This window comes from Alkalibacillus haloalkaliphilus C5 (assembly GCF_000269905.1).
GTDB classification, from domain to species: Bacteria; Bacillota; Bacilli; order Bacillales; family Alkalibacillaceae; genus Alkalibacillus; species Alkalibacillus haloalkaliphilus_A.
On sequence record NZ_AKIF01000011.1, the window covers coordinates 1 to 14,966 of the forward strand.

The window sequence follows — 14,966 nt, forward strand, 5'->3', positions numbered from 1 at the left end:
GGTGCGTGATTCAATTGTTTCTACAGCTTGTTGTAAAACACGTTCAGCCATGACTCTATCGGTAGAAACAACAGCTATTCCGAATGCTGACCGTTGCCATGTATCATGGAAATCGATTTCAGTCATACTTACATTAAACTTCTTAGTGATTTGATTAGTCACCTGTTTAATAATTGAACGTTTACCTTTTAAAGATTGAACATCATAAAGTAAACATTCGACGTAAGCATATCCGATCATTATTTTTTAATTTCCTCCATTACGAACGCTTCAATGATGTCGCCTTCCTTAATGTCATTGAAGTTTTTAATCGTAATACCACATTCGTAGTTTTGTTGTACCTCTTTAACATCATCTTTGAAACGTTTTAACGAGTCAATCTCACCTTCAAATTGTACAACGCTATCACGAATAACACGTACACCAGAATGACGTGTAATCTTACCATCTGTAACGTAAGAGCCAGCAATTGTACCAATTTTAGATACTTTGAACGTTTCACGTACTTCAACTTGACCGATCACTTTTTCTTCATACTCTGGGTCAAGCATACCTTTCATCGCTGCTTCGATCTCTTCAATAATTTTATAAATAATACGATGCAAGCGAATGTCGATGCCTTCTGTTTCTGCAGCTCGTTTTGCATTATTATCAGGTCGAACGTTAAATCCAATAACAATAGCGTTTGAAGCAGATGCTAAAATGATATCTGATTCCGTAATAGCACCAACACCTGTATGGATGATGTTAATCTTCGCACCTTCTACATCGATCTTACGTAAAGATGAAGCAACAGCTTCTACTGAACCTTGTACGTCAGCTTTTACAATAAGGTTGATTTCTTTTAAATCACCCTGTTTAATTTGATCAAATAACTCATCTAGATTTAGCTTACCTGTTGATTCACGTTGTTCTTCAACTTCTTTTTGCTCACGTATTTCAGCGATTTGTTTAGCTTTTTTCTCATCTTTGAATACAACAAATTGATCACCGGCTTGTGGTACAGAGTTAAGACCTATTACTTCAACTGGTGTTGATGGACCTGCTGAATTAACACGACGTCCTAAGTCATCACTCATTGCACGTACCTTACCATAAGTGTTTCCAATTACTAAAGAATCACCCATGTTCAGTGTACCATTTTGAACTAATAAAGTAGCTACACTTCCGCGGCCTTTTTCAAGCTGAGCTTCGATTACTGTACCGTTTGCAGGCTTGTTAGGGTTTGCTTTTAGTTCTTCAACTTCTGCAACTAAGTTAATCATTTCTACTAAATCATCAATACCTTCACCTTTTAAAGCTGAAAGCGGTACATAAATTGTTTCTCCGCCCCAGTCTTCAGGTACTAGTTCGTATTCCGTCAATTCTTGCATAACGCGACTTGGGTCTGCGCCTTCTTTATCAACTTTGTTTACAGCTACAATAATTGGCACCTCTGCAGCTTTCGCGTGGTTAATTGCTTCAACTGTTTGAGGCATCACTCCATCATCAGCAGCTACGACTAAAATTGCAATGTCTGTTACTTGTGCACCACGAGAACGCATGCTAGTGAATGCCGCGTGACCAGGTGTATCTAAGAATGTTGTCTTTTTACCATCATCATCAATTTGGTAAGCACCAATATGCTGTGTAATTCCACCCGCTTCGCCTTCTGTAACTTTTGTTTCACGAATCGAGTCTAAAAGCGTAGTTTTACCATGGTCAACGTGTCCCATGATTGTAACGATTGCTGGACGAATTTGTAGATTTTCAGCTTCATCTTCTTCAATGAAGTTGTTTAAATCCGTTTGGTCAACGACAACTTCCTCTTCAACTTCAACGCCAAAATCATCACAAATTAGTTCTATTGTTTCTTGGTCTAATTGCTGATTAATTGTAGCCATTACTCCAAGCATCATAAGCTTCTTAATGATTTCTGAAGAGTCTTTGTTTAACTTCTCAGCAAGCTCTCCAACTGTTAGAGACCCTTGATAAGTGATTTTGCTTGGTACTTCTTGGGAGCTTTGTTGTGGTTTCTGTTGTTGTTCTTGTCTTCTGTTTTTGTTGTTACCTTTTTTGTTGTTTTTCTTATTTTTATTACCTTGATTATTTTGATTGTGGTTTGATTGTTTTTGATTGTTTTGGCCTTGTTTCTTCTGATTATTGCTGTTTCGATTTTGCTGCTGTTGGTTGTTGGATTGTTTCTTAGGCTCTTGCTTCTTCTCTTCTTGTTTTGGTTCCGCTTTTTTTTCTGATTTTGGTTGATAAATTCCATCCAACTGTCTAATTGTGTTTTCTGTAATAGTAGACATATGGTTTGAAATTTCAACGTCTAATTCTTTTAATTTATTAATAACTTCTTTACTTGAAACGTTTTGTTGCTTGGCATATTCATATACGCGCATTTTTTTCATACATTCACCCCCGAGTATTATTCCGGTAACAATTCCATTAACTTGTTTGAAAAACCTTCGTCATTTATGCAATTGCCACTCGCCCTTGCTTCCCAATCGCTTGAGATAGCGTATTACGATCATCAACAATTCGAAAAGGGACATTATAGCTACGACACTTATCTGTGAGTTTTTTAGTTGTATTTTGAGAAGCATCTCCTGCAATGATCACTAACTTTGCTTGGTGTGATCGGATTGCATTGATAATCGATTCTTCACCGAGTGTTATCTTCCTTGCTCGGAATGCTAGCCCTAGTAAGTTTAAATAGTTATGGCTCACTTTCACTCACTCACTTTACGTAGTAATTCGTCGTAGATCTCATCATTAACTGTTGCATTTAAATGTTTATTTAACACTTTCGTTTGTCTCGCCTTTTCAATTGTATCTTGATCATGACTTAAATAGGCGCCTCTACCGTTCTTTTTGCCGGTATCGTCAACGAAAACCTCACCCTCTTTATTTCGAACAACCCGAATGAGCTGTTTTTTTGGTACCATTTCTTGTGTCACAACACACTTACGTAAAGGTTCTTTCTTTTTACTTGCCATTATTCATCACCCCTTACAGTTCGTCGTCGTGATCTTCTACATCAACTTCAGCTGAGTCGTTATTTAACAACCCTTCTTCTGTTGCTTCTGATTCGCTTTTTATGTCAATCTTCCAACCTGTTAATTTAGCAGCTAAACGAGCATTTTGTCCTCTTTTACCAATTGCTAGTGATAGTTGGTTATCAGGTACAATAACTGTCGTTGCATGCTCTTCTTCGTCTACTAGTACATCAATTACTTTTGAAGGACTTAATGCGTTTGATATATAAACAACTGGATCTTCTGAGTAATGTACGATATCGATTTTTTCGCCGTTTAGTTCATCAACTACTGTCTGTACTCGCTGACCTCTTTGACCGACACATGAACCAACTGGGTCAATTTCTGGGTCTTCAGCGTGTACACTAATTTTTGAACGATCGCCAGCTTCACGTGATACTGACATAATCTCAACGATTCCTTCGTAAATTTCAGGAACCTCAATTTCAAATAATCGCTTTAATAATCCAGGATGAGTACGGGATACATAAACTTGAGGCCCTTTGCTCGTATTCTCCACTTTAGTAACATAAACTTTAATTCTGTCATGGACTTTATACGACTCACCAGGCATGATTTCATTGATTGGTAATTTACCTTCAATCTTTCCTAAGTGGATATAAAGATACCTTTGGTCCATACGTTGAACTGTTCCAATTAAGATATCATCTAAGCGGTCAACAAAGTCGTTATAGATTACACCGCGCTCTGCCTCACGAACTCGTTGCGTTACAACTTGTTTGGCAGCTTGAGCCGCAATTCGTCCAAAGTTTCTTGGTGTAACTTCACGCTCTACGACATCGTCAACTTCATATGTTGGGTCGATTTCTCTAGCTTCTTCAATTGAGATTTCTAAATCATTGTCTTCTACTTCTTCAACAATTTGAAGTCTTGCGTAAACTTTAAGTTCACCATCATCTGAGTCTAAATCAACTCTAACGTTTGTTTTCGAATTGAAGTTCTTCTTGTATGCTGAAACTAATGCTGCATCAAGAGCTTCATAAAGAACTTCACGATCAATGCCTTTCTCATCGGCTAAACTCTTCATTGCATCTAAAAGATCTGTATTCACCAATTAAACCTCCCTTATTAAAATGACACAGCTAAATGTGCATTCGCGACCTTTTTATATGGTATAGTTACTTCTTTTGTTTGAGTTTTAATTTTAACTACAAGTGTTACTTCATCGTTTTCAAAGTTTTTAATATCGCCAAAGAACTCTTTATCACCATCAATAGGTTCGAACGTCTTTATGTAAACATAAGAACCGACAAATCGCTCGAAATCTTCTCTTTTCTTCAGCTTGCGTTCTACACCTGGTGATGACACTTCAAGAAAATAAGCACTCTCAATTGGATCTTGTTCATCTAATTGTTCACTTAATTGCTCACTTACTTTCTCGCAATCTTCAATGTCGATGCCTCCATCTTTATCTACATAGACTCGTAAGAAGTGGTTTTTCCCTTCTTTAACAAATTCAACGTCTACTAATTCTAGCTCCATTGCATCTACAATTGGTTGTGCGATCTCTTCAGTCAAAGTTACAATTTTTTTACTCAAGTTCATACCCTCCTTAATACAGCTAAGTGCTACTAATAATTTCTATAAGCATTCTTTCATTATTTTAGGCAATAAATTGCCCTGCTGTTTACGTGTTCAGCAGGGTGAGACAAAAGGAAAGAGTGGGTTTCCCCACTCTTTACCGTAATCGTATCTTTTGCTTATCCAATATGAAATATACCATACTGATAGAATATTTGCAACCCTGGAGACTAGTCTAGAACAGTGATAGCTGATTTTGATCAGGTAATCCTTCTAAGCAACCATGTGTGTCTAAGTACTCTAATACAGTCTTAGATATACGCGAACGTTCACGCAAATCTTCTTTTGAAAGGAATTCACCTTCTTCACGAGCTTTCACAATATTAATCGCTGCATTAGTACCTAAACCATCAATTGAATTGAATGGTGGGATCAATGTATCACCATCAACAATAAACTTTTTAGCATCTGATTTATAAAGGTCTACTTTTTGGAAAGAATATCCTCTCTTCGTCATTTCTAAGGCTAGTTCTAACACGGTTAATAAGCTTTTCTCTTTTGGAGCAGCATCATTACCCTTCTCAAGAATATCTTCAACACGTTGCTTGATTGGTTCTGCTCCTCTTACCATTGTGTCAATATCAAAGTCATCTGCACGTACTGAGAAGTAAGCAGCATAAAATTCGATGGGATAATGAACTTTGAAATAAGCAATTCTAATTGCCATCAACACATATGCTGCAGCGTGTGCTTTCGGAAACATGTACTTAATCTTCTTACAAGATTCAATATACCAATCAGGCACACCATGCTTTTTCATTTCTGTGATCCATTCATCTTTTAGCCCTTTTCCTTTACGAACAAATTCCATAATCGTAAAGGCTAAAGATGACTCGAGCCCTTTGTGCATTAAATAGACCATAATATCGTCACGACAACCGATTACATCACCAATTTCGCAAATGCCGTCATTAATTAAATCCTGAGCGTTACCTAACCATACATCAGTACCGTGAGATAGACCAGATATAATAACAAGTTCATTAAAAGTAGATGGTTTAGTATCTTCAAGCATCTGTCTTACAAATCGTGTACCGAACTCTGGTACTCCAAGTGTTCCAGTTTTACACAAAATATCATCGGCTGTTACACCTAAAACATCAGGACCGCTAAAAATTTTCATCACTTCCGGATCGTTAACTGGAACATATTCTGGGTCAATACCAGTAATGTCTTGTAACATACGAATCACGGTAGGATCATCGTGTCCTAAAATGTCAAGTTTTAATAAGTTATCATGGATAGAATGGAAATCAAAGTGTGTCGTTAACCATTCTGAACTTTGATCATCAGCTGGATATTGAATTGGCGAAAAGTCGTATATCTCGTATTCATCTGGTACAACGATAATACCACCTGGGTGTTGTCCTGTTGTACGTTTTACGCCTGTACACCCTTTAACTAACCGGTCTACTTCTGCTTGACGATACATGAATTGGTTGTCTTGTGCGTACCCTTTAACATACCCGTATGCAGTCTTTTCTGCGACTGTACCAATAGTACCTGCACGATAAACTTTATCTTCCCCGAATAACACCTTCGTATAATGGTGAGCTACAGGTTGATATTCTCCTGAGAAGTTTAAGTCGATATCAGGTACTTTATCCCCTTTAAAGCCTAGGAATGTTTCAAATGGGATATCCTGTCCATCACGAGTATATTCTGCACCACACTGTTCACAACTTTTTTCAGGTAAATCATAACCAGAACCAACGCTTCCATCAGTGAAAAACTCATAGTGTTGACAGTCTGGACATACATAGTGTGGCGCTAACGGGTTTACTTCAGTAATCTCCATCATCGTCGCGACAAATGATGAACCTACTGAACCACGCGAACCAACTAAATAGCCATCCTCTAATGATTTTTTAACGATTTTTTGAGAAATTAAATAAATAACCGAGAAGCCATTTTCGATAATACTCGTTAACTCGACTTCAAGTCGGTCAGTTACAATGTTAGGTAAGTCTTCCCCATAAATGCTTTTAGCACGGTTATAACACATATCTCTTATTTCTTGGTCAGCACCTTCAATGTTTGGTGTATATAAATCGTCTTTAATTGGTTTTAATACATCAACTTGATCGGCTACCCAGTTTGTATTTGTAACGACAATTTCTTTTGCTTTTTCTTCACCAAGGAATGCAAAGTCATTTAACATTTCTTGTGTTGTTTTAAATGGCACATTAGGTAACGTTTGACGGTTTAACGGGTTACCACTTTGAGAGCCTATTAAAATTTGTCGATAAATTTTTTCGTGTTCGTGTAAATAATGGGTATTACCGGTTGCTACTACTGTTTTACCTAAGCGTTCCCCTATTTCAATCAACTTCTTAATCAATTGCTTAATATGCTCTAGCGATTGTACATTCTCTTTTTCGATTAAGTGGTAATAGTTCATTGGAGGTTGAACTTCGATATAATCGTAAAACTCTGCCACTTTTTCTGCTTCTTCCTCAGATTTAAGAGCAATAGTATCAAATAATTCACCTTGATCACATGCTGACCCTACTAAGATTCCTTCACGATGTTTTGATAATTTTGAGCGTGGTATTCTAGGGACTCGGAAAAAGTAATCAGTATGTGCTAACGACACAAGCTTGAATAAGTTCTTTAATCCTTCTTCTGTTTGAGCTATTAAAGTAGCATGCATAGGTCTAGAACGTTTGTAAGCGTCACCTTGTCCTACATAACGATTTAAATCTTGATGGTTTTCAATCTCTTTTTCTTTCGCCGTTTTAACTAACGCCCACATTAAATAACCAGTAGCTTCCGCATCATATATTGCGCGGTGGTGTTGTGTTAACTCAATATTTAATTGTTTACATAATGTATTTAAGCGGTGGTTTTTTAAATTAGGGTAAAGTAAACGTGCTAGTTCAAGAGTGTCGATGACAGGATTAGTTACTTTCGGTAAATCTATACGTTTATAAGCTGCATTAATAAAGCCTATATCGAAACTTGCGTTATGAGCTACGAGTACATCACTACCACACCATTCATAAAAGTCGCGCATAACATCTTCAATTTCTGGTGCATCTTTAACCATATCATCAGTTATACCTGTAAGATCAATTGTGGTTTGGCTTAACTTTTGATGAGGATTAGCAAATCGCTCAAAACGGTCAACAATTTCACCTTGGTACAATTTCACGGCTGCTAACTCGATAATTTTATCGTATGTTGCAGAAAGCCCTGTCGTTTCGACGTCAAATACGATATATGTTGCATCTTCAAGCATTAAGTCCTTTTCATTGTAAGCAATAGGAACTCCATCATCTACTAAATAAGCTTCCAATCCATAAAGTACTTTAATATCATGCTTTTGGCTTGCATTATACGCATCTGGAAAAGCTTGGACTACTCCGTGGTCTGTGATCGCAACCGCTTTATGGCCCCAATTAGCAGCTTGTTCAACTAAGCTAGTAGCTGAGACTGTGGCGTCCATTTGACTCATCGTTGTATGCGCATGTAGTTCTACACGCTTTTCACCATCTATACCTTTATCTTTGCGTACTACACCTTTTACTTCAATGACATCATTACCCATCATCATAAGTTCATTCGTGTACGTATCTGTTTGTACGCTTCCACGCGCTTTAAGCCACATACCTGCTTTTACACGCTTAAATTGTTCTTTTTGTTCATCACCTTTAGAGAACATCTTAATTTGGATTGAATCCGTATAGTCTGTAATGCTAATAATCAAAAGGTCGCGACCTGACCTTAAATTACGAATGTCTACATCAAAGACATAACCTTGAATGACCATTCGTTTCTCTTCTTCTAAAATATTGTGCATTTGAATTGGCTCATCCTTAATTTCATAGCCAATTTGTAAAGGGCCTTGATTTTCCTTCGGTTCATTTTCTTTAACTTTTTCTTTTTCAGCTTGATCTTGTATTGCTTTTTGAACTAAGTTTCTTTCTTCTTCTTGTTTCTGTTTTTGGAACTGATGGATTTCTTCTTCATTAATTGAGACTTCTAGTTGAATATAATAATTTTTAAGTCCGTGCTTATCACAGTATTCTTTAAATAGTGGATCTAACTTCTTCTTAATCACGTTAGCTTCTGCATCATTACGAGCGCTTAAAGTGACATTAGGCCCCTCTATTTTTGGTACTTGAGAACAGATAAAGTCTTTATACGCCGGAAATAAATCATGGATGGAATGAATGAAATCATGCCAATAGGTTTTAAATTCTCCATCCTCAAGATCACTATGATCATTTGTAATAACTACATCAACGTCCGCAATATGATGAAAGGCCGTTTTTAAGTTAGCTTTGAATAAAGAAATGGCTTCGAATTTAAATGGAATGGGGTTATGTAAGTGAAACTCCCACAGTTTTTTATCTTTATAAACAGTTAATTTATTTAATATGGTTTCAGAAAAGTGCTCATTGATAACATCAGTTGGCATATTAACTTGTTCGAGTAACAATGCCATTTTCTCTTTTTTATTTAGGTCCATTTCAAGTCCCTCTCTTAAAGGTTATATCATTTTAGTAAACCCTTGTCTCGCACAAAAGACAAGGGTTTACATCAAAATTATGAATGAAGTGTTTTTAAGAAGTCAACAAGTTCATCGATATGAATATCTTGCTGTTCTCCTGTCTTACGATGTTTATACTCAACATAACCTTCATGTGCTCGTTTACCGATTGTAACCCGGTGCGTTACACCTATTAAATCACTATCATTAAACTTAACACCAGCACGCTCTTGACGGTCATCATATAAAACATCAAAGCCTTTAGATTGAAGTTGTTCATAAACTTGTTCAGCTACTTCAACTTGTTCTTCTTTCTTGGCATTTAAATTAATAATGTGCACATCAAATGGAACTAGTGAGTCTGGCCAAAACATCCCATTGTCATCATGGTATTGTTCAACTACAGCAGCTAATGTTCTTGTAACTCCTATACCATAACAACCCATCACATAGTTTTGTGAGCGTCCTTGTTGGTTTAAGAAAGATGCTCCTAACTTATCAGCATATAGAGAACCTAGCTTAAATACGTGACCGACTTCAATTCCTTTTGCAAATTGAATTGTACCTTGTCCATCTGGAGAAGGATCACCTTCTTCAACAAAACGCAAATCTGCATATTGGTTTACTTCAAAATCTCTATCAGGATTTACATTTTTGAAGTGGTAACCATTTTCATTAGCACCACATGTAGCATTGTGTAACGATTTAACTGCGTGATCTGCAATTACCTCTACACTTTCAGGTACATTAATAGGTCCTAATGAACCGAAACCTGCTCCGACAACATCGATTGTTTCTTGTTCAGTTGCTAACTCAACGATCCCTGCATCGAATAAATTTTTCACTTTGACGTCGTTTACTTCATGATCACCACGAGTTACGACTAACACAAGGCGATCGTCCACTTTAAACATAATGGCTTTCATGCCTTCAGAAAGTGAATGACCTAAGTAATCAGCTACCTCTTGCATTGTTTTCGCATTAGGTGTTTCGACTTTTTCTAGTGGCTTCTCTTCTTCATTCCCTTGTTCATACTGCGTGACAACTGGTGCCATCTCAACGTTCGCTGCGTAATCTGATGTATCAGAATATGCGATTGTATCTTCGCCAACGTCAGATAAAACCATAAATTCATGAGTGTCTTTACCACCCATAGCACCAGAATCCGCAATTACAGCTCTAAAGTTCAAACCACAACGTTCAAATACACGCTTATATGCATTAAATAATTGATCGTAAGTTTCATCTAAAGACTCAAAATCTTCATGGAAGGAATAAGCATCCTTCATTAAAAATTCTCTCCCTCTAAGCAAACCAAAGCGAGGTCTTTTTTCATCACGGTACTTCGTTTGAATCTGATAGACTGTTAGAGGTAATTTTTTGTATGAATTGATTTCATCTCTAACTAAAGAGGTTACAACTTCCTCATGCGTCGCACCAAGTGCAAATGGTCGTTCATGACGGTCATTAAGACGCATTAACTCTAAGCCCATCGTATCCCAACGGCCAGAGGTTTCCCATAGTTCTGCAGGTTGTAGACTTGGCATTTGGATTTCTTGTGCCCCTGCACGGTCCATTTCTTCACGGACAATATTTTCTAAGTTGCGTAAAACTCTTTTACCTAATGGCAAAAAGTTGTACACTCCTGAAGCTAGCTTACGGATATACCCGGCTTTTAATAGTAATTGGTGACTTGCTATTTCTGCTTCTTTAGGTACTTCTCGCAACGTTGGAATCAACATATTACTTTGTCTCATATTAGATTCACCTCAAAATACGATTTTTACATAAATAAACGTTCTATATCATTCCATGTAACAACTATCATCAGCAACATAAGTAGTGCAAAGCCGATAAAGTGGACAACGCCTTCTTTTTGAGGATCTACTGGTTTCCCTCTAATGGCTTCAAGGCCGATAAACATTAACCTTCCTCCATCTAAAGCAGGGAGAGGTAATAAGTTAATAATACCTAAATTAATACTTAACATAGCCGTCCACATTAAAAAGTTTAAAAACCCTGTTTGTACAACGTCATCTGTTGCAGTATAAATACCAACTGGACCAGCTAACGCATCAATAGATAATTGACCAGTCACAAGTTGCCCAAGCGCATTTATTATTAATACAGTTATATCATATGTTTGTGTAAAACCATATAAGATAACATCTCCTGGGGAATCTTCAAACATTCTCATAACACCGAGTCTGCCAATTGTTTCGCCTTGTTCGGTGAAGGATTCTGGCGTAATGGATTTGGATATTAGATCGCCATCTCTTTCTACAGTCACATCTAATTGTTCGTCAGGTCGTTCCTGCACGTACATAACAAAGTCCATCCACGTCTCAATAGATTGCCCATTGATCGATACGACCTCGTCACCTTCCATCAGTTCAGCCTGTTCTGCAGGGCTATCTTCTTGTACTCCACCAATTAAAGCTTCCTCTACTGGTACCCCTTGAACAAATCCAAGACCAATAAAGATTGCGATTGCTAATAAGAAGTTCATTGCAGGACCAGCAAAAACTTGTATACCTTTTTGGCCCACAGACTTAGATCCAAACTGACGATCATATGGGGCAATTAAAGTTTCTTTTTCATCCATGACGAACAACGCTTTTCGGTCAACATTAAATTGATGGTGTTCATCAGTATCTAGCTCATAACAGTCTATTTTTAACTCATGATCTAAATCTACTTGCTCTACTTCTACAATTTTGGCATTAGGGTAATTAGATTTATTGTTTACAATAATCTTATTCACATCACCAAAATCATTAAATTCTAAACCGATATGATGCCCTGGTTTTAGCTCAATAATTTCAGGGTCTTCACCTGCCACTCGTACGTAGCCACCAATTGGAAGCAAACGTACTGTATACAACGTTTCGTCTTTACGATATGAGAAAATCTTCGGTCCAAAGCCGATTGCAAATTCACGAGCTAACATTCCGGCTCGTTTTGCAAAAATGAGATGGCCTAATTCATGGATAAATACTAAAAGGCCAAACATGAAAATAAAGGCAATAACAGTATTCAATACTAGCACCTTCCTTTAAGACACTTCATGACGGACGCGTTCACGGGTCTCTTGATCAATAGTTAAAATTGTTTCTAAGTCAGGAGATGTAATCGTTTTGTGTTGTTCAAGTTGATTTTGAATTAGGTTTTCAATCCCTAAAAAGTCTACTTTTCCGTTTAAAAATAAAGAAACAGCTTCTTCATTGGCAGCATTTAAAACAGTTGTCATAGAACCACCTTCACGCCCTGATTCATATGCATTTTTAAACATGGGAACCGTTCAAAACTCATTTCCTGAAAGTTTAAAGTGCCGAATGATAATAAGTCTAATCCCTCTGACATATTGTAAGGGTAACGCTCCGGATATGTTAAAGCATATTGAATCGGTATTCTCATATCTGGTGTCCCTAACTGAGCCATAACACTTTGATCTGTAAACTCTACCATACTATGAATAACGCTTTCTTTATGCATAATCACATCAATTTGATTATAAGGAACTCCAAATAGCCAATGAGCTTCAATGACTTCAAGGCCTTTGTTCATCATCGTTGCTGAATCGATTGTAATCTTTGCTCCCATACTCCAGTTAGGATGTTTTAATGCATCTTCTTTAGTAACACCTACGAGTTCTTCTCTCGTACGGTCACGAAAACTACCACCAGAAGCTGTAATGACCAAACGCTTTAATTTATTTATATTTTCTCCACGCAGACATTGATGGATCGCAGCATGTTCGCTATCAACTGGTAATAAGTCTACACCGTACTTTCTCGCTTCTTTCATGACAAGGTGTCCCGCTGTTACAAGCGTTTCTTTATTTGCAAATGCAATTTGCTTTTTAGCCCGAATGGCTTCTAGAGTAGGCTTTAAACCAACACTTCCTAAAACAGCATTAACGACTAAATCAACTTGGTCATGTTTAACAATTTCACTTAATGCATCTAATCCAGCATACACTTTAACATCATATGTAAGTGAACTTTCAAGATGACTTTTTGTTTCACCATCTTTAACAATAACGACTTGAGGTTTCAACTCCTCAATAATCGGTTTGGCTACATCCACTTGAGTTCCAAATGCAAGCGCATATAAATTAAATGCATCAGGGTATTCTTTAATTATATCAATAGTTTGTAAGCCAATTGAACCCGTTCCACCTAATAAGACAATATTTTTCATATTTAACCCTCATTTATTGCTATATATTAAATAAAATGTAAAAAATGCAAGAAAGGCAGCATAAAGATTAAACTGTCAAAACGATCTAAAACACCACCGTGACCTGGCAGTAATGTTCCAGAATCTTTCACTTCATAAGTTCGTTTCAATGCAGACTCAACTAAGTCACCAATTTGTGCTAGGATTGAAGCAATTATTGCAATTATGATCACAGTTATAACGTAGTCATATAATTGAAAAATCAATTGGAAAATGATCGCTACAACAATGGCACTTAAAACACCACCAACAAAACCTGCAATTGTCTTTTTCGGACTAATTTCAGGCCACAACTTCCGTTTACCCATATATTTACCAAAGAAATATGCTCCAGAATCAGTTAACCAAATAATTAATAACACAAAAAAGATATATTCTATGCCGACATATCTTGTTTCAATAAAGTAGGCAAAACCGACACCAACATAAAATAATGATAACAATATAAACGATAAGTCATGGTAAGTCTTTTCATTTTTCACAACAACAGTATAAATTAAAAGTGAAAATATAAAGATAAAGAATAGTTCAAAATGTTGCAACGGTATGTATGAAAAGATCGGTGTTATAAATAAATCAATATAAAAAATCCATAACAGCATAAAGCTTAAGACGGCAGGGAAACTAAAAGTTGATATATTGTTCATACGAAACAACTCGTTTAACCCCATTGTTGCTAAGACAGCAACTAATAACGCAAATGGCCACCCTCCAAAAACTATAAAGGGAACAAATATAATCAATCCAATTACAGCTGTTATGACTCGTTGTTTCATTTCCTCACATCCCTATAAGCCACCGAACCTTCTTTTTCGATGTTGATATTCTATAATAGCTTCATCTAATGCTTCTGCATTAAATTCAGGCCAAAGTTTGTCAGTAAAGTAAAACTCCGCATACGCTAATTGCCACAATAAGTAGTTACTTAACCTTTGTTCACCACTTGTTCTAACTAGTAAGTCAGGATCTGGTAAATCAGTCGTATATAAATGTTCTTCAACTTTTTCTTCATTGATAGATTCTACATCAAATTCACCATCTAATACAGACTGACTAATTTCTTTAACAGCATCTACTAATTCTTTACGACTGCCATAATTTAACGCTAAGTTTAAGACCATCCCACTATTATTGCTTGTTTCATCAATCGCTTTACTCACAGCATTCTTTGTAAATTCGGGTAACAGTTCAAAATCACCCATAGTTGTTATTCTAACATTGTTTTCTTTAAGTCCTGGTAAATATGTATCTAGAAATTGAGATGGTAATTTCATAATAAACTCAACTTCTGATTTAGGCCTTTTCCAATTTTCTGTAGAAAAAGCGTACAACGTCATTGCTTCAACACCTAAATTAGAAGCTCGTTTAACAACCTTTTCAATTGCTTTCATACCTTCACGGTGACCAGCAACCCTAGGTAAGGCACGTTTTTTAGCCCATCTACCATTGCCATCCATAATGATCGCAATATGCTTCGGTATGTTTTCTGACTGTATTTCACCTTGTTCATTTTTAGAGTTTGTACGAAAAAGCATAATAATCCCTCTCTAAACAACATTAAGAAAAATTCAGCTTCCGCTTGAATGAGCGAAAGCTGTTATAATCTC

The 14,966-nt window shown here is 36.7% G+C and carries 11 protein-coding genes and 1 pseudogene; all 12 read right to left on the reverse strand.

Annotation, left to right across the window (positions count from 1 at the left end; all coding sequences use genetic code 11):
• On the reverse strand, positions 1–240 hold a 240-nt coding region (locus A194_RS0102260), incomplete at its 3' end, for a DUF503 domain-containing protein (protein WP_017185262.1).
• Positions 240–2,393 (reverse strand): translation initiation factor IF-2, encoded by a 2,154-nt coding sequence (gene infB / locus A194_RS0102265; RefSeq protein ID WP_017185263.1) that lies wholly within the window; start codon positions 2,391–2,393, stop codon positions 240–242. The genes A194_RS0102260 and infB, both read right to left, overlap by 1 nt.
• A gap of 64 nt (positions 2,394–2,457) precedes the next feature.
• Positions 2,458–2,712 (reverse strand): L7Ae/L30e/S12e/Gadd45 family ribosomal protein, encoded by a 255-nt coding sequence (locus A194_RS16975; protein ID WP_337442929.1) that lies wholly within the window; start codon positions 2,710–2,712, stop codon positions 2,458–2,460.
• A gap of 2 nt (positions 2,713–2,714) precedes the next feature.
• A complete protein-coding gene (rnpM, locus tag A194_RS0102275; protein WP_017185265.1) occupies positions 2,715–2,981 on the reverse strand; it encodes an RNase P modulator RnpM in 267 nt (88 codons plus the stop codon).
• A gap of 13 nt (positions 2,982–2,994) precedes the next feature.
• A complete protein-coding gene (gene nusA, locus A194_RS0102280) occupies positions 2,995–4,092 on the reverse strand; it encodes a transcription termination factor NusA (protein WP_017185266.1) in 1,098 nt (365 codons plus the stop codon).
• A 17-nt stretch (positions 4,093–4,109) separates the two neighbouring features.
• Positions 4,110–4,580 carry a ribosome maturation factor RimP gene (gene rimP, locus A194_RS0102285; protein ID WP_017185267.1) on the reverse strand — a complete coding sequence of 157 codons (471 nt, stop codon included), beginning with the start codon at positions 4,578–4,580 and terminating at the stop codon, positions 4,110–4,112.
• A 217-nt stretch (positions 4,581–4,797) separates the two neighbouring features.
• Entirely contained in the window at positions 4,798–9,096 is a 4,299-nt protein-coding gene (locus tag A194_RS0102290) for a PolC-type DNA polymerase III (protein ID WP_017185268.1), read from the reverse strand.
• 77 nt (positions 9,097–9,173) lie between these two features.
• The gene (locus A194_RS0102295; RefSeq protein WP_017185269.1) at positions 9,174–10,874 is read right to left on the reverse strand and encodes a proline--tRNA ligase; all 1,701 of its coding nucleotides are present in this window, start codon (positions 10,872–10,874) and stop codon (positions 9,174–9,176) included.
• Positions 10,875–10,900: 26 nt separating this feature from the next.
• Positions 10,901–12,157, reverse strand: a complete 1,257-nt coding sequence (gene rseP / locus A194_RS0102300) for an RIP metalloprotease RseP (RefSeq protein ID WP_017185270.1) — start codon at positions 12,155–12,157, stop codon at positions 10,901–10,903.
• A gap of 15 nt (positions 12,158–12,172) precedes the next feature.
• Positions 12,173–13,320: pseudogene (dxr, locus tag A194_RS16980) on the reverse strand (1-deoxy-D-xylulose-5-phosphate reductoisomerase).
• A 26-nt stretch (positions 13,321–13,346) separates the two neighbouring features.
• The gene (locus A194_RS0102310) at positions 13,347–14,135 is read right to left on the reverse strand and encodes a phosphatidate cytidylyltransferase (protein ID WP_017185272.1); all 789 of its coding nucleotides are present in this window, start codon (positions 14,133–14,135) and stop codon (positions 13,347–13,349) included.
• A 12-nt stretch (positions 14,136–14,147) separates the two neighbouring features.
• Entirely contained in the window at positions 14,148–14,894 is a 747-nt protein-coding gene (locus A194_RS0102315; RefSeq protein WP_017185273.1) for an isoprenyl transferase, read from the reverse strand.
• Positions 14,895–14,966: the final 72 nt, after the last annotated feature.

Bases quoted from the DNA above. Each gene is read 5' to 3' on its own strand.
- A194_RS0102295 (WP_017185269.1), bottom strand. From the start codon at position 10,874: ATGAGACAAAGTAATATGTTGATTCCAACGTTGCGAGAAGTACCTAAA.
- A194_RS0102290 (WP_017185268.1), bottom strand. From the start codon at position 9,096: ATGGACCTAAATAAAAAAGAGAAAATGGCATTGTTACTCGAACAAGTT.
- rnpM (WP_017185265.1), bottom strand. From the start codon at position 2,981: ATGGCAAGTAAAAAGAAAGAACCTTTACGTAAGTGTGTTGTGACACAA.
- A194_RS0102315 (WP_017185273.1), bottom strand. From the start codon at position 14,894: ATGCTTTTTCGTACAAACTCTAAAAATGAACAAGGTGAAATACAGTCA.
- A194_RS0102310 (WP_017185272.1), bottom strand. From the start codon at position 14,135: ATGAAACAACGAGTCATAACAGCTGTAATTGGATTGATTATATTTGTT.
- infB (WP_017185263.1), bottom strand. From the start codon at position 2,393: ATGAAAAAAATGCGCGTATATGAATATGCCAAGCAACAAAACGTTTCA.